Genomic DNA, 23,878 nt, shown 5'->3' on the forward strand with positions numbered 1-23,878 from the left:
TGGAGGCGCATTATAGGGAGTCGGCTCAGGAAGACAAGCGGAAAAATGCATTTTTATTTCAACCGCTCATCTTTTAGTCATCACGCCGATTTTTGCTGCTTTTTTATCGCTTGCGGCAGGTCTGCCAGGCTATTTAACACCCAATCCGCCGCGTTTTCTGCTTCAGGCGTAATAGGTTTACCCGTACGCACCAGCACTTTTGTTCCCACATTCGCCGCTGCCGCTGCCTGCATATCTTCTAATTTATCGCCCACCATATAAGAAGCGGCCATATCAATATGCAAATAATCGCGTGCTGACAAAAGCATCCCCGGATGTGGTTTGCGGCAGTCGCAGACCTGGCGAAACTCTTCAACACTACCCTGCGGATGATGCGGGCAATAATAGATGCCATCCAGATCGACATCGCGGTCCGCCAGCGACCAGTCCATCCACTCGGTCAGCGTTTCAAACTGTGCTTCGGTAAATTTACCGCGAGCAATGCCAGACTGGTTGGTTACTACCACCAGCGCAAAGCCCATTTTTTTTAGCTCGCGCATGGCGTCAATAACACCGTCGATAAATTCAAAGTTGTCGATCTCATGGACATAGCCGTGATCGACATTAATGGTGCCATCACGGTCAAGAAAAATTGCGGGTACGCTCTTCGCCACCTTTTATAGCTCCTTAATAAGGCATGTGACGCTAGTATCGCATGTTTCGACCTGCAAGAAAGTGCTCTTCGCATAAACCTGATTGATTTAGACGTCTGGATGCCTTAACATCCATTTCATTGACGGCGTTGCCCGTTTCAGGCATGCGAAATGCCACGACTAACTTAATGACGATAATAAATAATCAATGATAAAACTTTCGAATATCACCAAAGTGTTCCACCAGGGCACTCGCACCATCCAGGCGTTGAACAACGTCAGCCTGCATGTGCCAGCTGGACAAATTTATGGCGTTATCGGTGCCTCAGGCGCGGGTAAGAGTACGCTTATACGTTGTGTAAACCTGCTGGAGCGCCCAACCGAGGGTAGCGTGCTGGTCGATGGCCAGGAGCTGACCACGCTGTCAGAATCTGAGTTGACCAAAGCTCGCCGCCAGATTGGTATGATTTTCCAGCATTTTAACCTGCTCTCTTCGCGTACTGTTTTTGGCAACGTGGCTCTGCCGCTGGAGCTGGACAACACACCGAAAGACGAGATCAAACGTCGCGTGACGGAATTGCTGTCATTGGTTGGTCTTGGCGATAAGCATGATAGCTATCCGTCGAACCTTTCCGGTGGGCAGAAACAGCGCGTGGCAATTGCCCGTGCGTTAGCCAGCAATCCCAAAGTATTGCTGTGTGATGAAGCCACCAGCGCGCTGGACCCGGCAACGACACGTTCTATTCTCGAACTGCTGAAAGACATCAACCGCCGTCTGGGTTTGACGATTCTGTTGATCACTCACGAAATGGACGTTGTGAAGCGCATTTGTGATTGCGTGGCGGTCATCAGCAATGGCGAACTGATCGAGCAGGACAAGGTAAGTGAAGTGTTCTCGCATCCGAAAACGCCGCTGGCGCAGAAATTTATTCAGTCGACCCTGCATCTGGATATCCCGGAAGATTATCAGGAACGTCTGCAAGCGGAGCCGTTCACTGACTGCGTGCCGATGCTGCGTCTGGAGTTTACCGGTCAGTCGGTCGATGCCCCACTGCTTTCTGAAACCGCGCGTCGTTTCAACGTCAACAACAACATTATTAGCGCGCAGATGGATTACGCCGGTGGCGTTAAGTTCGGCATCATGCTGACTGAAATGCACGGCACACAACAAGATACGCAAGCCGCCATTGCCTGGCTGCAGGAACACCATGTAAAAGTAGAGGTACTGGGTTATGTCTGAGCCGATGATGTGGCTGCTGGTTCGTGGCGTATGGGAAACGCTGGCAATGACCTTCGTATCCGGTTTTTTTGGGTTTGTGATTGGTCTGCCGGTTGGTGTTCTGCTTTATGTCACGCGTCCGGGGCAAATTATTGCTAACGCGAAGCTGTATCGTACCGTTTCTGCGATTGTGAACATTTTCCGTTCCATCCCGTTCATTATATTGCTGGTATGGATGATTCCGTTTACCCGCGTTATTGTCGGTACATCGATTGGTTTGCAGGCAGCGATTGTTCCGTTAACCGTTGGCGCAGCGCCGTTTATTGCCCGTATGGTCGAGAACGCTCTGCTGGAGATCCCAACCGGGTTAATTGAAGCTTCCCGCGCAATGGGTGCCACGCCAATGCAGATCGTCCGTAAAGTGCTGTTACCGGAAGCGCTGCCGGGTCTGGTGAATGCGGCAACTATCACCCTGATTACCCTGGTCGGTTATTCCGCGATGGGTGGTGCAGTCGGTGCCGGTGGTTTAGGTCAGATTGGCTATCAGTATGGCTACATCGGCTACAACGCGACGGTGATGAATACGGTACTGGTATTGCTGGTTATTCTGGTTTATTTAATTCAGTTCGCAGGCGACCGCATCGTCCGGGCTGTCACTCGCAAGTAACGTTCAACACAACATAAATAATTGAAGAAGGAATAAGGTATGGCGTTCAAATTCAAAACCTTTGCGGCAGTGGGAGCCCTGATTGGATCACTGGCACTGGTAGGCTGCGGCCAGGATGAAAAAGATCCAAACCACATCAAAGTCGGCGTGATTGTTGGTGCCGAACAGCAGGTTGCAGAAGTCGCGCAGAAAGTTGCGAAAGACAAATATGGCCTGGACGTTGAGCTGGTAACCTTCAACGACTATGTTCTGCCAAACGAAGCATTAAGCAAAGGCGATATCGACGCCAACGCCTTCCAGCATAAACCGTACCTTGATCAGCAACTGAAAGATCGTGGCTACAAACTGGTCGCAGTAGGCAACACTTTTGTTTATCCAATTGCTGGCTACTCCAAGAAGATCAAATCACTGGATGAATTGCAGGATGGTTCGCAGGTTGCCGTGCCAAACGACCCAACTAACCTTGGTCGTTCACTGCTGCTGCTGCAAAAAGTGGGCTTGATCAAACTGAAAGATGGCGTTGGCCTGCTGCCGACCGTTCTTGATGTTGTTGAGAACCCAAAAAATCTGAAAATTGTTGAGCTGGAAGCACCGCAGCTGCCTCGCTCTCTGGACGACGCGCAAATCGCTCTGGCAGTTATTAACACCACCTATGCCAGCCAGATTGGCCTGACTCCAGCGAAAGACGGTATCTTTGTCGAAGATAAAGAGTCCCCGTACGTAAACCTGATCGTAACGCGTGAAGACAACAAAGACGCGGAAAACGTGAAGAAATTCGTCCAGGCTTATCAGTCTGACGAAGTTTACGAAGCGGCAAACAAAGTGTTTAACGGCGGTGCAGTTAAAGGCTGGTAATTTTTAGGCTGTTTCCACAATTTGTAATATCATTCAGGACGGGCGCTTGCCCGTCTTGTCATTTTTACAAGCGCCTGATTCAATATTGACGTTTTGATCATACATTGAGGAAATACTATGCGTGCTTTACCGATCTGTTTAGTAGCACTCATGCTAAGCGGCTGTTCCATGTTAAGCAGATCCCCTGTCGAACCCGTTCAAAGCACTGCACCCCAGCCGAAAGCGGAGCCTGCAAAACCGAAAGCGCCGCGCGCTACGCCGGTCCGAATTTATACCAATGCAGAAGAATTAGTCGGCAAACCGTTCCGCGATCTCGGTGAAGTCAGTGGCGACTCATGCCAGGCCTCTAATCAGGACTCTCCGCCGAGCATTCCAACCGCGCGTAAGCGGATGCAAATCAATGCCTCTAAAATGAAAGCCAATGCGGTATTACTGCATAGCTGCGAAGTCACCAGCGGTACGCCAGGCTGCTATCGTCAGGCTGTATGTATCGGTTCTGCGCTTAACATTACGGCGAAATGAGCAGTTTCCAGTTCGAGCAAATAGGCGTTATTCGCTCGCCCTATAAAGAAAAATTCGCCGTTCCGCGCCAGCCTGGTCTGGTAAAAAGCGCCAACGGTGAACTGCATCTCATTGCTCCCTACAACCAGGCCGACGCCGTTCGCGGCCTGGAAGCGTTCAGCCATTTATGGATTCTTTTCGTCTTTCATCAAACGATGGAAGGCGGCTGGCGTCCGACTGTGCGTCCACCGCGCCTCGGCGGTAACGCCAGAATGGGGGTTTTCGCTACGCGCTCCACTTTCCGCCCTAACCCGATTGGTATGTCGCTGGTAGAGCTGAAAGAGGTTGTTTGCCATAAAGACAGCGTGATTCTGAAGCTCGGCAGTCTGGATCTCGTCGATGGTACGCCGGTGGTGGATATCAAACCGTATCTCCCCTTTGCCGAATCGCTTCCCGATGCCAGCGCCAGCTATGCGCAAAATGCGCCAGCGGCAGAAATGGCGGTGAGCTTTACCGCAGAGGTCGAAAAGCAGCTTTTGACACTGGAGAAGCGTTATCCGCAGTTAACGCTGTTTATCCGCGAAGTACTGGCGCAGGACCCGCGCCCGGCCTATCGTAAAGGTGAGGAAACGGGTAAAACCTATGCCGTCTGGCTGCATGATTTTAACGTTCGCTGGCGCGTCACCGACGCAGGTTTTGAAGTCTTTGCGCTGGAACCGCGTTAAATTCACGCCCTTCTCTTTTGACATTTCTTTTGCACTGGTAAACTAAATCACTTTTTTTGTCCCAGGCTCGCCTTGAGCCTGTTCTACCTTCCAACTGGAACCGTAACAACATGCGTACTAGCCAATACCTGCTCTCCACTCTCAAGGAGACACCTGCCGACGCCGAGGTGATCAGCCATCAGCTGATGCTGCGCGCCGGGATGATCCGCAAGCTGGCCTCCGGGTTATATACCTGGCTGCCGACCGGCGTGCGCGTTCTGAAAAAAGTCGAAAACATCGTGCGTGAAGAGATGAACAACGCCGGTGCGATCGAGGTGTCGATGCCGGTGGTTCAGCCAGCCGATTTGTGGCAAGAGAGTGGTCGTTGGGAACAGTACGGTCCGGAACTGCTGCGTTTTGTTGACCGTGGCGAGCGTCCGTTCGTACTCGGCCCAACTCATGAAGAAGTTATCACTGACCTGATTCGTAACGAGCTTAGCTCTTACAAACAGCTGCCGCTGAACTTCTATCAGATCCAGACCAAGTTCCGCGACGAAGTGCGTCCGCGTTTCGGCGTCATGCGTTCCCGCGAATTCCTGATGAAAGATGCTTACTCTTTCCATACTTCTCAGGAATCCCTGCAGGAAACCTACGATGCAATGTATGCGGCCTACAGCAAAATCTTCAGCCGCATGGGGCTGGATTTCCGCGCCGTACAGGCCGACACCGGTTCTATCGGCGGCAGCGCCTCTCACGAATTCCAGGTGCTGGCGCAGAGCGGTGAAGACGATGTGGTCTTCTCCGACACCTCTGACTATGCAGCGAACATTGAGCTGGCAGAAGCTATCGCGCCGAAAGAACCGCGCGCTGCTGCTACCCAGGAAATGACGCTGGTTGATACGCCGAACGCGAAAACCATCGCGGAACTGGTTGAACAGTTCAATCTGCCGATTGAGAAAACGGTTAAGACTCTGCTGGTTAAAGCGGTTGAAGGCAGTAGCTTCCCGCTGGTTGCGCTGCTGGTGCGCGGTGACCACGAGCTGAACGAAGTTAAAGCAGAAAAACTGCCGCAGGTTGCAAGCCCGCTGACTTTCGCGACCGAAGAAGAAATTCGTGCCGTGGTTAAAGCCGGTCCGGGTTCACTGGGTCCGGTAAACATGCCGATTCCGGTGGTGATTGACCGTACCGTTGCGGCGATGAGTGATTTCGCTGCTGGTGCTAACATCGATGGTAAACACTACTTCGGTATCAACTGGGATCGCGATGTCGCTACCCCAGAAATTGCGGATATCCGTAACGTGGTGGCTGGCGATCCAAGCCCGGATGGTCAGGGTACGCTGCTGATCAAACGTGGTATCGAAGTTGGTCACATCTTCCAGCTGGGTACCAAGTACTCCGAAGCACTGAAAGCCTCCGTACAGGGTGAAGATGGTCGTAACCAAATCCTGACGATGGGTTGCTACGGTATCGGGGTAACGCGTGTGGTAGCTGCGGCGATTGAGCAGAACTACGACGAACGCGGCATCGTATGGCCTGACGCTATCGCGCCGTTCCAGGTGGCGATTCTGCCGATGAACATGCACAAATCCTTCCGCGTACAGGAACTGGCCGAGAAACTGTACAGCGAACTGCGTGCACAAGGTATCGAAGTGCTGCTGGATGACCGCAAAGAGCGTCCGGGCGTGATGTTTGCTGATATGGAACTGATCGGTATTCCGCACACTATTGTGCTGGGCGACCGTAACCTCGACAACGACGATATCGAATATAAATATCGTCGTAACGGCGAGAAGCAGTTAATTAAAACTGGTGACATCGTCGATTATCTGGTGAAACAGATTAAAGGCTGATGTCAGAAAGGGTCCTGAATTTCAGGACCCTTTTTTACATGGATTGTATAAAATGGATAAACCAAAGGCGTACTGCCGCCTGCTTGTCCCCTGCTTTCTTTTACTTTCGGCCTGTACCGTTGATATCAGCCAGCCAGACTCATCAGCCACAGCGGTAGATGCCGAGGCAAAAACATGGGCAATCAAATTCCAACATCAAAGCTCTTTCACCGAACAAGCAATAAAAGAAATAACGGAACCTGATCTCAAATCCGGCGATTTGCTGTTCTCCTCAAGCCTTGGGGTTACCTCATTTGGTATCCGCGTCTTCAGCACTTCCTCTGTGAGTCACGTTGCAATCTATCTGGGTGATAATAACGTTGCAGAAGCGACAGGCGCTGGCGTCCAGATTGTTTCCCTGAAAAAAGCCATGAAGCACAGTGATAAGCTTTTCGTCCTACGAGTCCCGGACCTTACCCCGCAACAAGCCACAGAAATCACCGCGTTCGCCAACAAAATCAAAGATAGCGGGTATAACTATCGCGGCATTGTCGAGTTCATTCCATTTATGGTGACCCGCCAGATGTGCTCACTGAATCCTTTTTCCGCAGATTTTCGCCAACAGTGCGTCAGCGGCCTGGCGAAAGCGCAGTTAAGCAGTGTGGGCGAAGGAGACAAAAAGTCGTGGTTTTGTTCGGAATTTGTCACTGATGCATTTGCCAAATCCGGGCATCCGCTTACGCTGGCGCAATCGGGCTGGATTAGCCCTGCCGATCTGATGCATATGCGTACTGGCGATGTCTCTGCATTTAAACCAGAAACGCAGTTACAGTATGTTGGGCACCTGAAGCCAGGGATTTATATTAAAGCAAGTCGCTTTGTTGGACTGACTCAGTGATAAAAGCCAGCCTCGTGCGCAAAATGCCGGATGCGGCGTGAACGCCTTATCCGGTCTGCAAAATCGTGCTAATTCAAAATATTGCACTGTATGCTTTAGGCCTGATAAGCGCAGCGCATGAGGCAATATTTCGTTTGTTTCTATCTCAAGACGGGTTACAGCCCCAAACTACTGCAATCCTTGTTCGGGTAAAATTTACCCGCCGTATCGGGCGCTAATACTTTGGTCGGCGCACCGGTATCCGGATTAGCCTCCAGCGTAAAGTGACCTTCAACTGACAGTAACACCGGTTTTTCACTGTTACCCCGCGCAGCCAGGTAGCCACGCTCCAGCTCTGCGTTATTCGCCACCATAAAACGTTTTCCGGTCGCGCAATCAGTAAAGGTCGCCGCATCAGCCATATAGAAATACATGCCACGCAGGGTCATCGGCGTCATTGGCATGCTCGATTTTGTCGGTTCCAGCGTGTAGTTGAACTGCGATTCAATGGGATTACCTTCACGATCGAGCATCTCCAGTGCATCCCCTTTCGCTCGATAATATGACTTTTCACCTTTGCTGTCGGTTAATACCAGCTTGTCGGCAGTTCGCGCCCATGTACCATAGGAGGCAAAGGATGAAGGCTCTTCACGAGCGCCAAGATAGCGTTCGTTCATCACCCAGGTTCCATCTTTTTCGAGGAACAGAGAGGTTTCGATCCCTTCGCAATCGGCACACGGCAGCACGCCGCGCCAACTTTGCGGCATCGGTTTCAGTTCGGCAGCCTGCGCCGGAGAAAGCGTATCGACTTCGGCCCGATTGTTACATCCCATCAGAGTAAAGAGGCTGATTACAGCCATCGCTGTCACTATCGCTTTTCTCACCATCCATTCCTTCTTTTTACTCCCGACCGCTGCGCACTTTGCCGCGCATCGCCTTCACGCTTGATTTTTGTGCCTTCGATGCCAGCCTGCGCTCTTTTGATGCGCGGGTGGGCCGCGTGGGTCGTCGGGCTTTTTGTTCTGTTGTTAATTCTTTAATCACTGCCACCAACCGGGCCAGCGCCGCTTCGCGGTTGAGCTCCTGACTACGGTATTCCTGCGCCTTAATGACAATCACGCCATCGCTGCTGATTAAATGATGGCTGGCGGCGAGCAGGCGTTCTTTGTAATACTCTGGCAGGCTGGACGCCCGAATGTCAAAACGCAGATGAATAGCCGTTGAGGTCTTATTAACATGCTGCCCGCCCGCGCCCTGCGCACGAATGGCGGTGATCTCAAGCTCACCATCGGGGATAGCAACATGTCGGGAAATCACAATCATGAAGGTTGTTGCCAGGCGGTTAACTTCACTTCCAGATTATTCTTATCATCCGATAACCAGATAACACCATCCTGAATCGTTGCCTGCAGCGTCATGGTACGATCGGCAAAGGCGCTTACTTTCGCCAGTTGTTCATCGTCCAGATACCAGACGGAAAGATTGGCAAACTGCGCACATTTGCTCTGATTTTGCTGCCACCAGATTTGCGCCGCCCGACTATTATAGGCAAACAGCGCCACTTCTGCGGCCTGGGTGCAGGCTTTCTTAATCCGCCGCTCATCCGGCAGCCCCAGTTCAATCCACAAATCAATGCCCAGGTGATCGTTACGCAGCCACGCTTCCGGCTCATCATCAGCACACAAACCACGGGTAAATTGCAAACGTTCATCGGCATATTTTAGCCACGCCAGCAGGCGCAGCATCATGCGCTCCTGGGTTTCTGAAGGATGGCGCGCCAGCGTCAGAGAGGCATCGAGAAACTGGTTGCGGTCGAGATCGGCCACATTAACCGTCGCTTTATAAATTGTCGCTTTAAGCGCCATAAGAAAACTCCTTTCGAATCAGGAGGCCATTGTAACGGAATACGTGCAGTTGCGGCGCTGATATTGCAGAAATGAGTGTGGTATAGTCACCTTGCGAAACAGAGTTTATCTTCGTAGGCTTAGACTTGCATCCACGGTTAAGTCAGAGTGCTGACAGGAGGGCATGTGGAAAAATATTGTGAGTTAATACGCAAGCGGTACGCGGAAATCGCCAGCGGAGACTTAGGATACGTTCCGGACGCGCTGGGCTGCGTTTTGAAAGTGCTGAATGAAATGGCTGCCGACGACGCCCTTTCTGAGGCTGTCAGGGAAAAAGCAGCATACGCTGCGGCAAACTTACTGGTGAGCGATTATGTCAATGAATGATACGTATCAACCAATCAATTGTGATGATTACGATAATCTTGAGCTCGCCTGCCAGCATCATTTAATGCTGACACTTGAGCTGAAAGATGGCGAAAAATTGCAGGCGAAGGCCAGCGATTTAGTCTCCCGCAAAAATGTGGAGTATCTGGTCGTCGAGGCCGCTGGCGAAACCCGCGAGCTACGTCTGGATAAAATTACCAGCTTTAGCCACCCGGAAATCGGTACGGTGGTAGTGAGCGAGTCCTGATTGACTTTCGCCGGATGCGACGTTTGAAGCGTCTTATCCGGCTTTCACTTAACTAAGCGTTTTTTGCCAGACAAAACTTACGCCCTTCTCACCTTCAGCCACACCTTCTTGCGTCACAAATACCCCTGCCGCCGCAATCAGCGTTTCGCCATAAAACAGCAGTGGCGTGGTGTCACGTAGCCACGGCGGCACGCCCAGCTCTTGCCAGATTTTCTTCAGCTTACGTCCGCCTTTGCGCCCGACAATATGCAGCAATCCTGGCGCTTTAAAACGCACGCTGACTGCTTCGTCTGCACGCGGAGGGCGAATATCGTCTCCCGCAGTAAGCTGTACACTTCCCAGCCCCGCCGGTAATTCCAGCGGCTGTTGCCACGCCTGCCACGGCACAATGGTTTCGCTTTGCCCGGCGACGGATTTAATCCACCACAGTTGCGACTGATAGCGGCGGATTTCAAACGCGCCCAAACGTAAACAGGGGGAAGCATCTTCCCGCGCCAGCGCCACTTCCTGCCAGATCCTTTCCAGCGCGTCGCGGGAAGGCATTGGTGCATTCAGCCCTGACAGCCAGCGGCGGATAATCGCCGCGCGACGGGCATCACTCATCGCCAGCATTGGCGCAATCTGCAGCGTCCTTTGCGACGTTTGGCAGTGCGCTAAATCATCCGCCAGCAGTTCATCCAGCAGACTCTCTTGTTCGGCGCAAAGTGCGGCACTACGGGCCGTCGCTTCGGCAAAATGTGGCCAACGCTGCTGCAATAACGGCACCACGCGCAAGCGCAGGAAGTTACGATCGTAGCTATCATCCTGATTACTTTCGTCTTCAATCCAGCGTAAACCATGCGCCAACGCCCACTGCGCCAGTTCCCCCCGCGTGCGAGCGAGTAACGGGCGGATAAGCCGCGTTCCGGCAAACTCCGAGACTTCCCCCATAGCCGAAAGCCCGGCAGGGCCGCTACCGCGTTTAAGCGCCAGCAGAAAGGTTTCACATTGATCGTCAAGATGTTGTGCTGTGACCAGTACTTCACCAGGCAACAGGGTGCGGGCAAATGCCTGATAACGCGCCTGCCGCGCCTGGGCCTCAATGCCTAACCCCTCTTGCGCAAGTTGTACGCGCTCGACCACCAGCAGCACCTGCCACTGCTGGCAGATATTTTCACAATGTTGCACCCAGGCATCAGCATTGGCACTTAAACCGTGATGCACATGGATAGCGCGCAAAGTGACGCCCGGATTTTCCGCCCGCCACTGCACCAGCTGATGCAGCAGAACGGTGGAGTCAAGCCCGCCGCTAAAGGCCGCCAGAATCTGGCGTGAGGTGAGAAGTTGTGTATTCAGTGTGAGTGTCATGATAGCGCGATTTTACAGTAGCGATGCCCGGCACGTTACCGGGCAAATGCAGTAATGACAAGCCTTACTGCTCATACAGTTCCAGCGGCAGTCCGTCAGGGTCGTTAAAGAACGTGAAGCGTTTTTGCGTGTATGGATCGATACGTATCGCTTCACATTTCACGTTATTGCTTTCCAGGTGCGCCACTGCCGTATCGATATCATCAACGCTAAAAGCCAGATGGCGCAGGCCGCAGGCTTCCGGTCGACTGGGTCGTTGCGGCGGAAACGGAAATGAGAAAAGCTCAATCACGTACTGCCCATTAAGTGCCAAATCCCCTTTCCGCGAATCTCGCGCTTCACGATAGACTTCGCTTTGCAGCGTGAAGCCGAGAATGTCGCAGTAAAAAGCTTTGCTCACCGCATAATCCGTCGCAATAATCGCAATATGGTGAACCTGTTTTAAACCCAACATAGAATCTCCTGCATTGATATGATACGCACGTGCATCGCTATATATTGATAATACGCACAAATTACAGGAAAGATGAATCAGACATTTACACTGACTTTAAAACAACATCTCAAACGCCTGTAATAGCGGTTGAGATGCGGTTTGGTGAAGCGCTTTGCGAGAGATTACTCTGCGCTATTCTTGCTAACACTCTCGGCAATGCGGCGCAAATATTCGTTATTCTTAAACGCTATCATAATTAATTCGAACGTCATACGACAGCTTATTAGACCAATGACGGTATAAGCTAACCCTAAGATAATGTTTCCACTAAATATGGAGAAGACACCGCCTATCAGTGTCAGCACCATAGCCAGCCAGTAAAAAAACACCAGAACACGCGGCATAAGAAGATGATCAAATCCTAAAATTGCTTTCATATTTTATCCTTAAAAATTCTATGAGATTGATAAATTTATATTATTTTTGACCACTGTGTATATTGGTATATGCCTCCGAAATCGGAGTTATCAACATGAGTTCAAGAATTTTATGGCAGGAGAAAACGAAAGTAAGATTATCTAAATGTATTTATAATATGACTAAATAAACCACATAGAAAAAAAGGCCACCGAAGTGACCCTTTTCAGAATATTTGCTGATTACGCGTAGCCGTAGCTCATCAGGCGCTGATAACGACGATTTTTTAAATCTTCAGTGCTTAACACGTCGAGATCGGCTAGATCCGCCAGCAGCTGCGCTTTCAACGATGCCGCCATCGCTTCCGGGTTACGGTGAGCGCCGCCCAGCGGTTCCGGGATGATGGAGTCGATCAGTTTCAGTTCTTTCAAACGCGGAGCGATGATACCCATCGCTTCAGCCGCCAGCGGCGCTTTGTCGGCGCTCTTCCACAGAATGGACGCGCAACCTTCCGGCGAGATAACGGAATAGGTGCTGTATTGCAGCATATTCACTTTATCGCCCACACCAATCGCCAGCGCGCCGCCAGAACCACCTTCACCGATAACCGTACAAACTACAGGTACGCCGAGGCGAGACATTTCACGCAGGTTGCGTGCAATGGCTTCAGACTGACCGCGCTCTTCTGCACCCACGCCCGGATATGCCCCCGGGGTGTCGATAAAGGTGATGATTGGCATCTTAAAGCGTTCAGCCATTTGCATCAGACGCAGTGCTTTGCGGTAACCTTCTGGCGCTGGCATACCAAAGTTACGGCGAATTTTTTCTTTGGTTTCACGACCTTTTTGATGACCAATGATCATCACCGGACGACCATCGAGACGGGCGATACCACCGACGATAGCTTTATCGTCTGCATACGCGCGGTCGCCAGCCAGTTCGTCAAATTCATCAAATGCCAGGCGAACGTAATCCAGGGTATAAGGACGCTGTGGATGGCGTGCCAGTTGGGCAATCTGCCATGCACCGAGATCGGCGAAGATTTTACGTGTCAGTTCTACGCTTTTTTCACGCAGACGATGCACTTCTTCATCGATGTTAATATCCAGTTTCTCATCCTGACGGCTAACCGCAGTCAGAGAATCGATTTTCGCTTCCAGCTCTGCAATCGGCTGTTCAAAATCAAGGAAATTCAGACTCATAGTATTCCTGTATTAGTCAAACTCCAGTTCCACCTGCTCCGAACCAATGAGGCCACGGAGATCGTTTAATAAACGATCGCTCGGAGAGACACGCCACGTCGCGCCAAAACGCAACCGCGCGCGTGCATCCGCCCTCTGATAGTAGAGATGTACTGGAATTGTCCCAGAGCGGTGGGGTTCCAGAGACTGACGGAGTCGGTTTAAAAGCTGGTCATCAATTTGCCTGTCCGTCAGCGAGATAGCAAGCCCGCGAGCATATTTTTCCCGGGCTTCGTCAATATCCATCACTTCGCGAGCGGTCATTTTAAGCCCACCGCTGAAGTCATCAAAGCTGACCTGTCCGCTGACGATAAGTATGCGGTCTTTTTCCAGCAATTGCTGGTATTTATCCAGGGCGTCTGTAAACAACATCACTTCCAGGCGCCCGGAACGGTCATCCAGCGTGCAGATACCGATACGATTGCCGCGCTTGGTGACCATAACCCGCGCGGCAACAACGAGCCCCGCAGCCGTGGTGACTTTACCACGTTCTGTCGGGTGCATGTCTTTCAGCCTTACGCCTCCGACATAACGCTCAATCTCTTTTAAATACTGGTTGATAGGGTGTCCCGTCAGGTACAGACCTAACGTTTCACGTTCCCCATCTAACACCACCTGCTCCGGCCACGGCTGGCAGCTGGCGTAGGATTGTTCAATTTGTTCCGGCTCTTCGGCCAGCACGCCGAACATATCGGCCTGACCGATAGCTTCCGCTTTCGCGTGTTGATCTGCCGCTTTTAACGCATCGCCCAGCGAGTTCATCAGCGCCGCGCGGTGTGGCCCAAGACGGTCAAACGCCCCGGACATGATCAATTTTTCCAGCACTCGCCGGTTTAACTTTTTGGTGTCGGTTCGGGCGCAGAGATCAAACAGTTCGCGGAAGTAGCCGCCTTTATTACGGGCTTCGATGATGGCCTCAATCGGACCTTCACCTACCCCTTTGATCGCGCCAATACCATACACGATTTCGCCGTCGTCGTTGACGTGGAAATGGTAGAGACCGGAGTTTATATCTGGTGGCAGGATTTTCAGCCCCATCCGCCAGCACTCATCCACCAGGCCCACCACCTTCTCGGTATTATCCATATCGGCAGTCATTACCGCCGCCATAAACTCTGCCGGATAGTGCGCTTTCAGCCATAACGTTTGATATGACACCAAAGCATAGGCCGCAGAGTGCGATTTGTTAAATCCGTAACCGGCGAATTTCTCCACCAGATCGAAGATTTTCATCGCTAGTTCGGCGTTGATCCCGTTCTTTTCTGCACCTTCAGCAAATACAGAACGCTGCTTAGCCATCTCTTCCGGCTTTTTCTTACCCATCGCACGACGCAGCATATCCGCGCCACCGAGGGTATAACCAGAGAGCACCTGGGCAATCTGCATGACCTGTTCCTGATACAGGATAATGCCGTAGGTTGGCTCCAGTACCGGTTTCAGGCTTTCATGCTGCCACTGCACGTCCGGGTAGGAAATCTCCTCGCGACCATGTTTACGGTCGATAAAGTTATCCACCATCCCTGATTGCAACGGGCCGGGGCGGAACAGTGCCACCAGTGCGATCATATCTTCGAAGCAGTCAGGTTGCAGACGCTTGATCAGGTCTTTCATGCCGCGCGATTCAAGCTGGAATACCGCAGTGGTTTCCGAGCGTTGCAGCATGTCGAAGCTTTTCTTATCATCAAGCGGGATCGCGGCGATATCCAGCGGCGGCTCGCCATTCTTCGCCCGCCGCTTGTTGATCATCTCCAGCGCCCAGTTGATGATGGTGAGCGTACGCAAGCCGAGGAAGTCGAACTTCACCAGTCCGGCGTATTCAACGTCGCTTTTATCAAACTGGGTGACCGGATGTTTGCCCTCTTCATCGCAATAAAGTGGCGCAAAATCTGTAATTTTGGTCGGCGCGATAACCACCCCACCGGCGTGCTTACCGGCGTTACGGGTGACCCCTTCCAGTTTGCGCGCCATGTCGATCAGCGCCTTAACTTCTTCATCTGCTTCGTAGATTTCCGGCAGCTGCGGCTCGGCTTCAAACGCTTTCGCCAGCGTCATCCCCGGATCGGGCGGGATCAGTTTCGAGATACGGTCGACAAAGCCGTACGGATGCCCCAGCACGCGGCCTACGTCGCGGATCACCGCTTTCGCCGCCATCGTACCGAAGGTGATAATCTGCGATACCGCATCACGACCGTACATGTCCGCTACGTGTTCGATAACCTGGTCGCGTTTCTCCATACAGAAGTCAACGTCGAAGTCAGGCATGGAGACACGCTCCGGGTTAAGGAAACGTTCGAACAGCAGGTCAAATTCCAGCGGATCGAGGTCGGTGATTTTCAGCGCGTAGGCCACCAGTGACCCTGCACCGGAACCACGGCCCGGCCCTACCGGTACGCCGTTATCTTTCGACCACTGGATAAATTCCATAACGATGAGGAAGTAGCCCGGGAAGCCCATCTGGTTGATAACCTGAAGTTCAGTCTCCAGACGCTCGTCATATTCCGTGCGGCGCTTAAGACGTTCTTCCTCGTCAGGGAATAAAAATGCCAGACGCTCTTCCAGCCCCTCTTTCGCACGCTTGACCAGATAATCTTCAGTACTCATGTCCCCGGTCGGGAACTGCGGCAGGAAGTATTCACCAAGACGCACAGTTACGTTACAGCGTTTGGCGATCTCAACGGTGTTGGCAAGAGCTTCGGGGATGTCGGCAAACAGCTCGCACATCTCCTCTTCGCTACGCATATATTGCTGCGGCGAATAGTTACGCGGGCGTTTAGGATCGTCGAGGGTAAAGCCGTCGTGGATCGCGACGCGGATTTCGTGTGCGTCAAAGTCGCTGCTGTCGATAAAGCGCACGTCGTTGGTCGCCACGACGGGCAAACCGCGCGCTTCCGCCAGTTCCACCGCCGCGTGCAAATAGCTTTCTTCGTCCGGCCTTCCGGTGCGGATCAGCTCGAGAAAATAGCGATCCGGGAAGTGTTCTTCATAAAACGCGACACACTCATCTACCAGCGCGCTGTTACCACGCAAAAGACTGCGCCCGACGTCGCCCATGCGCCCGCCAGAGAGCAAAATCAGCCCTTCGTTTAATTCGATAAGCCAGTCGCGATCGATGATCGGTCCGGCGGCACCGTAACCGCGCTGATACGCTTTTGAGATCAGCAACGTCAGATTCTGATAGCCAGTATTGTTCGCCGCCAGCACCGTCAGGTGGGTTAACTCATCACCCAGCAGGTTGCACTGGACATTAAAATCTGCCCCGACGATGGGCTTAATCCCTGCGCCATGTCCCGCTCCGTAGAACTTCACCAGACCGCAAAGGTTGGTGAAATCGGTGATCGCCAGTGCTGGCATACCCAACGCCGCCGCCTTTTTTACCAGCGGCGCGGTTTTTGCCAGGCCATCGATCATCGAGTAGTCGCTGTGCACCCGCAGGTGTACGAAACGTGGTTCAGACATCTTCAGATTCCGGTTTACTTAATCTCGACACAAGAATCAGGACGCAAGTCCCAGTGCGCGTTTGACAGGCCCAAAGCTGCGACGATGATGTTCAGTCGCGCCATATTCAGCCAGTTTTTCCAGATGAAAAGCGGTTGGATACCCTTTGTGTTGGGCAAAACCATATTGCGGGAAAACAATATCCAGCGCCGCCATTTCGGCGTCGCGCGTCACTTTCGCCAGGATAGACGCAGCACTGATTTCCGGTACGCGGCTATCGCCTTTCACCACTGCCATCGACGGCATCGGTAATTTCGGGCAGCGGTTACCATCAACCAACACATATTCCGGCGCAATATGCAGCCCAGCGACGGCACGCTGCATCGCCAGCATGGTCGCGTGTAAAATATTCAGCTCGTCGATTTCATGAGGTTCCGCACGGCCCAGGCTCCAGCTTAACGCTTTCTCTTTGATCTCTTCACAGAGCGCAAGACGACGTTTTTCACTTAGCTTTTTGGAATCATTCAACCCGACAATCGGGCGCGTGGGATCGAGGATCACGGCAGCGGTAACGACCGCGCCAACCAACGGCCCGCGCCCAACTTCATCCACACCTGCAACCAGATTCGTGTGCGGATAGACAAATTCGATCATTGTGCTAACTCCAGAACGGCTTGTGCCGCCTGCTCATCGGCATTGCAGCGGATCTGCTGATGCAGTTCGCGGAAAGTGTCGTGCATCGCGTGGCTGGTTTTCCCGTTCGCCAACAGCGGTAACAGCGACTCAGCCAGTTTTTGCGGCTCACACTCTTCCTGCAATAATTCTTTAACTAACTCTCTGCCCGCCAGCAGGTTTGGCAGCGAGACATAATCGGTTTTCACCAGCCGCTTCGCCAGCCAGAAGGTGAAAGGCTTCATGCGATACCCCACCACCATCGGGCATTTCGCCAGCATGCACTCCAGTGCAGCCGTACCCGACGCCAATAGCGCCGCATCGCTGGCGACCATCGCCTCACGGCCCATTCCATCCAGCATATGAACCGAAAGGTCTGGCGCGACTTCAGCTTTGATGCGTTCAAACTGCTCACGGCGTTTGGCATTTACCAGCGGCACCACGATCTCCAGATCAGGGTAAGTCTGGCGCAAAAGCTGGGCAGTTTTCAGGAAATCGGCGCTAAGCATCTCCACTTCCGCGCCACGGCTTCCCGGCAACAATGCCAGACAGTGGGCATCGTGAGGGATCCCCAGCACATCACGCGCGGCGTTTTTATCTGGATCTAACGGCATGGCATCAGCCATGGTGTGACCGATAAAACGGCACGGCACGTTATATTTGTCATAAAACGCTTTTTCGAAAGGCAGAAATGCGAGCACCAGATCGGTGGCTCTGCCTATTTTGAAAACGCGTTTCTGTCGCCACGCCCAGACGGACGGACTGACATAATGAATGGTTTTGATACCCTGCTTTTTAAGGTTACCTTCAAGGGTAATATTGAAGTCAGGCGCATCAATACCGACAAAAACATCTGGCTTCAGTTCGCCAAAACGCTTTGTCAGATCGGCACGAATATGCAGTAAGCGACGCAGACGCCCGAGCACTTCAACAATGCCCATCACCGCCAGCTCTTCCATTTCGTACCAGGCTTCGCAGCCTTCGGCTTGCATTCGTGGTCCGGCAACACCAACAAAGCGGGCATTGGGCACACGTTCTTTCAGAGCACGGATTAAACCGGCCCCCAGGATATCGCCGGAGGTTTCTCCGGCGACCAGGGCAATCGTTAATGGACGCTGTTCAGTCATTAACGAATCAGACCGCGCGTTGAGCGTGCAAAGAAATCGGTAAAGGCTTTTACTTCCGGATACGTTTCCGCAAGTTCGGCAATTTCCGGTTTCACTTCATCGAGCGTTTTACCGCTGCGATAAATCAGCTTATACGCATTGCGGATAGCGGTAATCGCCTCGCGGCTGAATCCGCGGCGCTTCAGCCCTTCGATATTAACACCGAACGGCGTTGCGTGGTTACCCTGCGCAATGACATAAGGAGGGACGTCCTGCGCCACACCGGAGCAACCGCCAACCATCACGTGCGCACCAATGATGCAGAACTGATGGACTGCGGTCATGCCGCCGATAATCGCGAAGTCGTCAACAGATACGTGACCCGCCAGCGTTGCGTTGTTGGCGAGAATGCAGCGGTTACCTACCGTACAATCGTGCGCAATGTGCGCGTTGATCATCAGTAAGTTGTCGCTGCCCACCTTCGTCAATCCACCGCCCTGGACTGTGCCACGATGAATGGTGACGCTTTCGCGAATGCGGTTACGATCGCCGATTTCCACGCGGGTCGGTTCGCCAGCATATTTCAGATCCTGGTTAACTTCACCGATGGAGGCGAACTGATAAATCTCATTGTCGCGGCCAATTTTAGTATGACCATTCACGACAACGTGAGATTTCAGTACGGTACCCTCACCAATTTCGACATGGGGTCCAACGATACAAAAAGGACCAATGTGGGCGTTGGCGCCAATCGACGCGCCCTCTTCCACAATGGCGGTTGGATGCACAAAGGCGGATTTATCAATCACGTATCAGGCCTCCCGGCTACGAGCACACATCATCGTTGCTTCGCAAACTACTTTACCGTCGACCAGAGCAACCCCTTTAAAACGGGTCAGGCCGCGGCGCGTTTTTTCGAAAGTGACTTCCATGATCATTTGATCGCCTGGCACGACCGGGCGCTTGAAGCGCGCTTCGTCAATACCGGCGAAGTAGTACAGCTCACCCGGTTCCAGTTTTCCTACGCTTTTAAACGCCAGAATACCTGTTGCCTGTGCCATTGCTTCCAGAATCAGCACACCCGGGAAAATCGGTTTTCCAGGGAAATGGCCCTGGAAGAATGGCTCATTGACAGAGACATTTTTTACTGCGCGCAGAAAACGACCTTCTTCAAAATCCAGCACGCGATCCACCAGTAAGAACGGGAAACGGTGCGGCAGAAGTTCTAAAATCTCTTCAATCTGCAGAGTATGAGTGTTAGTAGTCAAGATACTCTTCCTGTCAAAATATAAGAAACGACAATAATAACACGGCCTGCCGCAATCGTAAGAATGAGACAGGCCGTAAAGTTTGGCGAACAAAAGATGGAACGTTAGTCTTGTTGATTAACCTTGCGCTCAAGCGACTTCAGACGCTTGCTCATGTCATCAATGTTCATCACCAGTGCAGCGGTTTTGCGCCAGACTTTGTTGGGTTGCAGCGGAATGCCTGAGGAATAGACGCCTGGTTCAGTGATGGGACGCATCACCATACCCATGCCCGTAACCGTCACTTTATCGCATATTTCCATATGCCCGTTGATTACGCTGGCACCGCCGATCATGCAGTAACGACCAATTTTCAGGCTGCCCGCCATAATGACGCCACCGGCAACCGCCGTATTGTCGCCAATCACGACGTTATGTGCAATCTGGCACTGGTTATCAATGATCACGCCATTGCCAATAACGGTGTCGTCCAGCGCACCGCGATCGATGGTGGTACATGCGCCGATCTCCACGCGATCGCCAATAATTACGCGACCAATCTGCGGGATCTTCACCCAATTACCACGATCGTTGGCATAGCCAAAGCCGTCTGCGCCTACCACAGTTCCGGATTGGATCAGGCAATTCTGACCAATCTGGATCTCATGGTAAATCGTCACGTTCGCCCAAAGACGCGAACCTGCACCGATTTTGCTGTTTTTACCAACGAAGCAACCGGCGCCGATAACCACGTTATCGCCCAGTTCAACGCCGGACTCAATCACCGCGTTAGCGCCAATTGATACGTTGTTACCCAGCTTAGCCGTCGCGTCGATCACTGCACTCGGTGCAATGTTTTGCGCGGGCTGTGGCGTGGTATCTAAAATTTGCGCCATGCGCGCGTAAGTCAGGTAGGGATTCTTCACTACCAGCGCGGCACTTTTCGCGAAAGGGAGATCGTCCTGGGTCATGACAACCGCAGACGCCTGGCACAAGCCTAAATGTTCACGGTATTTAGGATTAACCATGAACGTGATGTGACCTGTTTGTGCAGATTGCATGGACGCAACGCCGGTGATGACGATATCGCCATCACCGTGTAGTTCTGCATCCAACTGCTGCGCTAAATCAGCCAGTCGAATTGAAGGCATTACTTATTTAACCTGTTTCAGTACGTCAGCAGTGATGTCTTTTACATCGCTGCTGTTGTAAGCAACGGCGTTTGCGTCAACAACCAGATCGATGCTCTGGCTGCTGGCAACGGATTTCACAGCAGTCTGGATACGAGTAACCAGTTTACCGCGTTCTTCGTTGGAACGACGTGCGCGATCCTGCTCAAAAGCCTGCGCTTTCTGAGCAAAAGTCTGGCGCTGAGCCATCACGTCTTTTTCCAGCTTAGTGCGATCGCTGCCGGCTTTCATGGACTGCAGCTTTTTCATTTTAGCTTGCAGATCAGTTTCCATACGCTGCAGTTCGCTGGCACGGCCTTTGAACTCATTTTCCAGCGTGTTAGAAACACCGGTTTTCTGTGCTACCTGCTGAAACAGGCTGCCCATATTGACGATTGCAATTTTGTCAGCCGCCTGAGCAGAAGTTGCCAGTGCTAAACCGAGACCTGCCGCTAATAACCACTTTTTCACAATAAACTCCTTACCATCCCATTTGCACCGGAGGGTGCAGTTCTTTGCGTGGCCCGGCGATCTTATCGTGATCGCCTAAAGTCATCGCTACACTACCACTACATTCCTTTGTGGAGAACACTTACCAGGTTTTACCAATGTTAAACTGGAACTGTTCAGCCTTGTCTCCATCGTACTTTTTGAACGGCTGGGCGTAGGAGAACACCAACGGCCCCAATGGGGACATCCATTGTAATGCGATACCCGCAGACATACGGATATTGCTTGGATCACTATAGTCCGGATATCCAGAGTACTGACTAGAATCCCAGTTAGTATCCCAAACGGTACCCATATCCCAGAAGAAGGAGGTACGGACCGAGTTGGCATACTTGTCGCTAATGAACGGCGTCGGAGTGATGAGTTCCAGGCTGGCAACCGCCATAGCGTTCCCCCCAATTGCATCATCCGATTTACACAGGTCGGTTGCTCCGTCCTGAGTTGCACATTCATAATCGTAGTCCGGATCATAATCACTGGCCTGATGCGGGAAGTAAACCGCTTTCGGACCGATGGTATTGGACTGGAAGCCACGCACGGTGCTGGAACCACCGGCATAGAAGTTTTCATAGAACGGCATTTCTTTGCCGCCTAAACCATCACCGTAGCCCCAGCGAGTACGTCCCAGAACAACCCATTTGTGATCGTCGTCGATCGGCACATAGGTCGCCGTGTCTAACGTCACTTTATAGTATTCGTTATCCGATCCCGGAATGGTCACTTTACCGGTCAGGTTGACACGGGAACCATCCGTCGGGAAATAACCACGGTCGAGCTTGTTATAGGTCCAACCATAGTTAAACGTGAAGTCGTCCGTTTTGAAGCTGTTATCCTGATCAGAGGTGTTTGGATGTTCACCCATAGAGTAGAGATAACGCCACATCGCAACCTGCGGCTGCATGTTGGACAGGGAGTTATGGACATAACCCAGACCTGCACGCAGCGAGTTATATTCGTTGATCGGGAAGCCCAATGTTACGTCTGTACCATAACTCTTGTTGGTATAGTCGGACAGGTCAGCGTCATCTGCCTGGAAGTCATTATAGAAGACACGACCGCCGAGGCTTACACCATCTACAGTGAAGTACGGGTTGGTTACCGACAATTCAGCATAGGTCTGGTAATCGTTTTTGGTCCCGTTGATACCAACAGCATAACCGGTACCTAACCAGTTATCCTGCTGCACGCCAGCCTGGAAGCTCACACCACTTTCAGTACCGTAACCAATACCAAAGTTGAAGCTACCGGTGTTGCGCTCTTTTACCTTGTAGACCACGTCAACCTGGTCCGGGCTACCCGGAACACGTTGGGTATCGGTATCAACCGTTTCAAAGAAGCCCAGACGATTCAGACGTTCTTTACCCTGATCGACCAGGTCGCTGCCCAACCAGGCACCTTCCATCTGGCGCATTTCTCGGCGCAGGACGGCATCTTTCGAGGTGTCGTTACCTTCAAAACGGATCTTACGTACGTAGAAACGGTTACCCGCATCAACGTTCACACGTAATTTAACGGTTTTGTCGGCGTCGTTGATTTCAGGCATCGACTGCACGCGCGGATAGGCATAACCGTAGCGACCGAGAAGTTTTTTAATGTCATCTTCCATTTTGGTCACTTTGGTGCCGTTATACAGCTCACCCGGCTCGATCTTAGTCAACTGTTCGATTTCCGCAGAGTGCCCGGCAAGGTTACCGCTCACTTCAACGCCAGAGAGTTTGTACTGATCGCCTTCGGTGATGTTTACCGTGACGTAGATACCTTTTTTATCTGGAGTCAGACTGACCTGGGTAGAGTCGATGTTGAAACGGGCATAACCGCGATCCAGATAGTAGCTGCGCAGGGTTTCAAGGTCGCCCGCCAGTTTCTGTTTCTGATATTTACGATCGCCTACCACGTTCCACCACGGCACTTCATCACGCAGCTGGAAATGAGAGATCAGTTCGTCGGTGGTGAAAGCATGATTACCAACAATGTTGATTTGCTGGATTTCAGCTGACACACCTTCCTGGAACACCAGTTTTAGGTCAACACGGTTACGCGGCAGTGGGGTCACGACAGCTTTTACGCTGGCGCTGTATTTACCGACGCTGTAGTAGAAGTCTTCCAGACCTTTCTCGATATCGGCAATGGTGGTGCGATCGAGGGATTCCCCCACTCGCACGCCAGAAGCCTCGAGGTTTTGCTTCAGCATGTCATCTTTCACCGATTTGTTACCGGAGAAAGTGATGCTGGCAATGGTCGGACGTTCTTTTACCTGAACCAGAAGGGTATCACCATCACGAAGGACGCGAACATCCTCAAAGTTGCCGGTAGCAAACAGAGCGCGAATGGTATTACTGATATCTTCATCATTAACCGTGTCGCCTGTGCGCACCGGCATACTGAGGAGGGCCGCACCAACGGCGACACGCTGAAGGCCTTCGAAATGAATGTCTTTCACTACGAACCCTTCAGCACCGTATACGGTGGCGCTGCTAAACAGCAGCGACGCTATGAGCAACTTTTTCATCGCCATCGTTATTATGCGTTCTTCCTA

The 23,878-nt window shown here is 52.1% G+C and carries 25 protein-coding genes; 9 read left to right on the plus strand and 16 right to left on the minus strand.

Translation table 11 applies throughout. From position 1 onward, the window contains the following. Window positions 1–80 precede the first annotated feature (80 nt). Complete coding sequence (gmhB, locus tag D9736_RS04510; RefSeq protein ID WP_097751265.1) at window positions 81–653, minus strand: D-glycero-beta-D-manno-heptose 1,7-bisphosphate 7-phosphatase; 573 nt, start codon at window positions 651–653, stop codon at window positions 81–83. A gap of 187 nt (window positions 654–840) precedes the next feature. On the opposite strand from gmhB, the gene metN reads away from it, so the two are divergent. From metN to D9736_RS04545, 7 genes are all read left to right on the plus strand, one after another. Then, window positions 841–1,872 (plus strand): methionine ABC transporter ATP-binding protein MetN, encoded by a 1,032-nt coding sequence (gene metN, locus D9736_RS04515; protein ID WP_000593990.1) that lies wholly within the window; start codon window positions 841–843, stop codon window positions 1,870–1,872. Then, on the plus strand, window positions 1,865–2,518 hold the full coding sequence (locus D9736_RS04520) for a methionine ABC transporter permease MetI (protein WP_001294600.1): 654 nt from the start codon (window positions 1,865–1,867) through the stop codon (window positions 2,516–2,518). Before metN ends, D9736_RS04520 begins: the two co-directional genes overlap by 8 nt. A 39-nt stretch (window positions 2,519–2,557) precedes the next feature. Further along, entirely contained in the window at window positions 2,558–3,373 is an 816-nt protein-coding gene (gene metQ / locus D9736_RS04525) for a methionine ABC transporter substrate-binding lipoprotein MetQ (RefSeq protein WP_000874226.1), read from the plus strand. A gap of 117 nt (window positions 3,374–3,490) precedes the next feature. Continuing rightward, window positions 3,491–3,895: an Rcs stress response system protein RcsF gene (rcsF, locus tag D9736_RS04530; protein ID WP_001202329.1), complete on the plus strand. Its 405-nt coding sequence runs from the start codon at window positions 3,491–3,493 to the stop codon at window positions 3,893–3,895. Beyond that, entirely contained in the window at window positions 3,892–4,599 is a 708-nt protein-coding gene (gene tsaA, locus D9736_RS04535; protein ID WP_130205048.1) for a tRNA (N6-threonylcarbamoyladenosine(37)-N6)-methyltransferase TrmO, read from the plus strand. Before rcsF ends, tsaA begins: the two co-directional genes overlap by 4 nt. Before the next feature lie 110 nt (window positions 4,600–4,709). After that, on the plus strand, window positions 4,710–6,428 hold the full coding sequence (gene proS, locus D9736_RS04540) for a proline--tRNA ligase (protein ID WP_001260707.1): 1,719 nt from the start codon (window positions 4,710–4,712) through the stop codon (window positions 6,426–6,428). Between the two features lie 52 nt (window positions 6,429–6,480). Beyond that, window positions 6,481–7,305, plus strand: coding sequence for a YaeF family permuted papain-like enzyme (locus D9736_RS04545; RefSeq protein WP_130257816.1), 825 nt, complete (start codon window positions 6,481–6,483; stop codon window positions 7,303–7,305). 155 nt (window positions 7,306–7,460) lie between these two features. Here the strand turns inward: D9736_RS04545 and nlpE are convergent, their stop codons facing one another. Genes nlpE through D9736_RS04560 form a run of 3 tightly spaced genes read right to left on the minus strand, consistent with a single transcriptional unit; the run spans window position 7,461 to window position 9,149 of the window. Beyond that, a complete protein-coding gene (gene nlpE, locus D9736_RS04550) occupies window positions 7,461–8,171 on the minus strand; it encodes an envelope stress response activation lipoprotein NlpE (RefSeq protein ID WP_130257817.1) in 711 nt (236 codons plus the stop codon). 13 nt (window positions 8,172–8,184) lie between these two features. Continuing rightward, on the minus strand, window positions 8,185–8,607 hold the full coding sequence (arfB, locus tag D9736_RS04555) for an alternative ribosome rescue aminoacyl-tRNA hydrolase ArfB (RefSeq protein WP_000635550.1): 423 nt from the start codon (window positions 8,605–8,607) through the stop codon (window positions 8,185–8,187). After that, on the minus strand, window positions 8,604–9,149 hold the full coding sequence (locus D9736_RS04560; RefSeq protein ID WP_130257818.1) for a YaeQ family protein: 546 nt from the start codon (window positions 9,147–9,149) through the stop codon (window positions 8,604–8,606). Before D9736_RS04560 ends, arfB begins: the two co-directional genes overlap by 4 nt. Window positions 9,150–9,314: 165 nt before the next feature. Between D9736_RS04560 and D9736_RS04565 the strand changes: the two genes are divergently transcribed. Next, window positions 9,315–9,515 (plus strand): YaeP family protein, encoded by a 201-nt coding sequence (locus D9736_RS04565; RefSeq protein WP_000417058.1) that lies wholly within the window; start codon window positions 9,315–9,317, stop codon window positions 9,513–9,515. After that, window positions 9,502–9,762 (plus strand): Rho-binding antiterminator, encoded by a 261-nt coding sequence (gene rof / locus D9736_RS04570; RefSeq protein WP_000062312.1) that lies wholly within the window; start codon window positions 9,502–9,504, stop codon window positions 9,760–9,762. The genes D9736_RS04565 and rof overlap by 14 nt, the downstream gene beginning before the upstream one ends. A 48-nt stretch (window positions 9,763–9,810) precedes the next feature. Here the strand turns inward: rof and tilS are convergent, their stop codons facing one another. The 12 genes from tilS to bamA form a co-directional block, all read right to left on the minus strand. Further along, window positions 9,811–11,109 carry a tRNA lysidine(34) synthetase TilS gene (tilS, locus tag D9736_RS04575; RefSeq protein ID WP_130257819.1) on the minus strand — a complete coding sequence of 433 codons (1,299 nt, stop codon included), beginning with the start codon at window positions 11,107–11,109 and terminating at the stop codon, window positions 9,811–9,813. A gap of 64 nt (window positions 11,110–11,173) precedes the next feature. Next, window positions 11,174–11,563, minus strand: coding sequence for a VOC family protein (locus tag D9736_RS04580; protein WP_130257820.1), 390 nt, complete (start codon window positions 11,561–11,563; stop codon window positions 11,174–11,176). 164 nt (window positions 11,564–11,727) lie between these two features. Then, window positions 11,728–11,982, minus strand: coding sequence for a DUF4282 domain-containing protein (locus D9736_RS04585; RefSeq protein WP_130205036.1), 255 nt, complete (start codon window positions 11,980–11,982; stop codon window positions 11,728–11,730). A 222-nt stretch (window positions 11,983–12,204) separates the two neighbouring features. After that, entirely contained in the window at window positions 12,205–13,164 is a 960-nt protein-coding gene (gene accA, locus D9736_RS04590; protein WP_000055741.1) for an acetyl-CoA carboxylase carboxyl transferase subunit alpha, read from the minus strand. A gap of 12 nt (window positions 13,165–13,176) precedes the next feature. After that, window positions 13,177–16,659 carry a DNA polymerase III subunit alpha gene (gene dnaE / locus D9736_RS04595; protein ID WP_130257821.1) on the minus strand — a complete coding sequence of 1,161 codons (3,483 nt, stop codon included), beginning with the start codon at window positions 16,657–16,659 and terminating at the stop codon, window positions 13,177–13,179. Window positions 16,660–16,695: 36 nt separating this feature from the next. After that, window positions 16,696–17,292: a ribonuclease HII gene (gene rnhB, locus D9736_RS04600; protein WP_130217320.1), complete on the minus strand. Its 597-nt coding sequence runs from the start codon at window positions 17,290–17,292 to the stop codon at window positions 16,696–16,698. Next, entirely contained in the window at window positions 17,289–18,437 is a 1,149-nt protein-coding gene (gene lpxB, locus D9736_RS04605; protein ID WP_130221597.1) for a lipid-A-disaccharide synthase, read from the minus strand. The genes rnhB and lpxB overlap by 4 nt, the downstream gene beginning before the upstream one ends. Beyond that, on the minus strand, window positions 18,437–19,225 hold the full coding sequence (lpxA, locus tag D9736_RS04610) for an acyl-ACP--UDP-N-acetylglucosamine O-acyltransferase (RefSeq protein ID WP_000565966.1): 789 nt from the start codon (window positions 19,223–19,225) through the stop codon (window positions 18,437–18,439). The genes lpxB and lpxA overlap by 1 nt, the downstream gene beginning before the upstream one ends. Window positions 19,226–19,228: 3 nt before the next feature. Next, window positions 19,229–19,684 (minus strand): 3-hydroxyacyl-ACP dehydratase FabZ, encoded by a 456-nt coding sequence (fabZ, locus tag D9736_RS04615; protein ID WP_000210739.1) that lies wholly within the window; start codon window positions 19,682–19,684, stop codon window positions 19,229–19,231. Between the two features lie 104 nt (window positions 19,685–19,788). Further along, complete coding sequence (gene lpxD, locus D9736_RS04620) at window positions 19,789–20,814, minus strand: UDP-3-O-(3-hydroxymyristoyl)glucosamine N-acyltransferase (RefSeq protein ID WP_064524990.1); 1,026 nt, start codon at window positions 20,812–20,814, stop codon at window positions 19,789–19,791. Between the two features lie 3 nt (window positions 20,815–20,817). Beyond that, window positions 20,818–21,303, minus strand: coding sequence for a molecular chaperone Skp (gene skp, locus D9736_RS04625; RefSeq protein WP_000758958.1), 486 nt, complete (start codon window positions 21,301–21,303; stop codon window positions 20,818–20,820). A gap of 121 nt (window positions 21,304–21,424) precedes the next feature. Next, window positions 21,425–23,857, minus strand: a complete 2,433-nt coding sequence (gene bamA / locus D9736_RS04630) for an outer membrane protein assembly factor BamA (RefSeq protein ID WP_130217324.1) — start codon at window positions 23,855–23,857, stop codon at window positions 21,425–21,427. Window positions 23,858–23,878 lie beyond the last annotated feature (21 nt).

Origin of the sequence: Escherichia sp. E10V10 (assembly GCF_004211985.1) — a bacterium.
Taxonomy (GTDB): Bacteria; Pseudomonadota; Gammaproteobacteria; order Enterobacterales; family Enterobacteriaceae; genus Escherichia.

Excerpts from the sequence above, each read along its gene's own strand:
- metN (WP_000593990.1), top strand. The coding sequence starts at position 841 with ATGATAAAACTTTCGAATATCACCAAAGTGTTCCACCAGGGCACTCGC.
- D9736_RS04520 (WP_001294600.1), top strand. The coding sequence starts at position 1,865 with ATGTCTGAGCCGATGATGTGGCTGCTGGTTCGTGGCGTATGGGAAACG.
- metQ (WP_000874226.1), top strand. The coding sequence starts at position 2,558 with ATGGCGTTCAAATTCAAAACCTTTGCGGCAGTGGGAGCCCTGATTGGA.
- rcsF (WP_001202329.1), top strand. The coding sequence starts at position 3,491 with ATGCGTGCTTTACCGATCTGTTTAGTAGCACTCATGCTAAGCGGCTGT.
- tsaA (WP_130205048.1), top strand. The coding sequence starts at position 3,892 with ATGAGCAGTTTCCAGTTCGAGCAAATAGGCGTTATTCGCTCGCCCTAT.
- proS (WP_001260707.1), top strand. The coding sequence starts at position 4,710 with ATGCGTACTAGCCAATACCTGCTCTCCACTCTCAAGGAGACACCTGCC.
- D9736_RS04545 (WP_130257816.1), top strand. The coding sequence starts at position 6,481 with ATGGATAAACCAAAGGCGTACTGCCGCCTGCTTGTCCCCTGCTTTCTT.
- nlpE (WP_130257817.1), bottom strand. The coding sequence starts at position 8,171 with ATGGTGAGAAAAGCGATAGTGACAGCGATGGCTGTAATCAGCCTCTTT.
- arfB (WP_000635550.1), bottom strand. The coding sequence starts at position 8,607 with ATGATTGTGATTTCCCGACATGTTGCTATCCCCGATGGTGAGCTTGAG.
- D9736_RS04560 (WP_130257818.1), bottom strand. The coding sequence starts at position 9,149 with ATGGCGCTTAAAGCGACAATTTATAAAGCGACGGTTAATGTGGCCGAT.
- rof (WP_000062312.1), top strand. The coding sequence starts at position 9,502 with ATGTCAATGAATGATACGTATCAACCAATCAATTGTGATGATTACGAT.
- tilS (WP_130257819.1), bottom strand. The coding sequence starts at position 11,109 with ATGACACTCACACTGAATACACAACTTCTCACCTCACGCCAGATTCTG.
- D9736_RS04580 (WP_130257820.1), bottom strand. The coding sequence starts at position 11,563 with ATGTTGGGTTTAAAACAGGTTCACCATATTGCGATTATTGCGACGGAT.
- D9736_RS04585 (WP_130205036.1), bottom strand. The coding sequence starts at position 11,982 with ATGAAAGCAATTTTAGGATTTGATCATCTTCTTATGCCGCGTGTTCTG.
- accA (WP_000055741.1), bottom strand. The coding sequence starts at position 13,164 with ATGAGTCTGAATTTCCTTGATTTTGAACAGCCGATTGCAGAGCTGGAA.
- dnaE (WP_130257821.1), bottom strand. The coding sequence starts at position 16,659 with ATGTCTGAACCACGTTTCGTACACCTGCGGGTGCACAGCGACTACTCG.
- rnhB (WP_130217320.1), bottom strand. The coding sequence starts at position 17,292 with ATGATCGAATTTGTCTATCCGCACACGAATCTGGTTGCAGGTGTGGAT.
- lpxB (WP_130221597.1), bottom strand. The coding sequence starts at position 18,437 with ATGACTGAACAGCGTCCATTAACGATTGCCCTGGTCGCCGGAGAAACC.
- lpxD (WP_064524990.1), bottom strand. The coding sequence starts at position 20,814 with ATGCCTTCAATTCGACTGGCTGATTTAGCGCAGCAGTTGGATGCAGAA.
- bamA (WP_130217324.1), bottom strand. The coding sequence starts at position 23,857 with ATGGCGATGAAAAAGTTGCTCATAGCGTCGCTGCTGTTTAGCAGCGCC.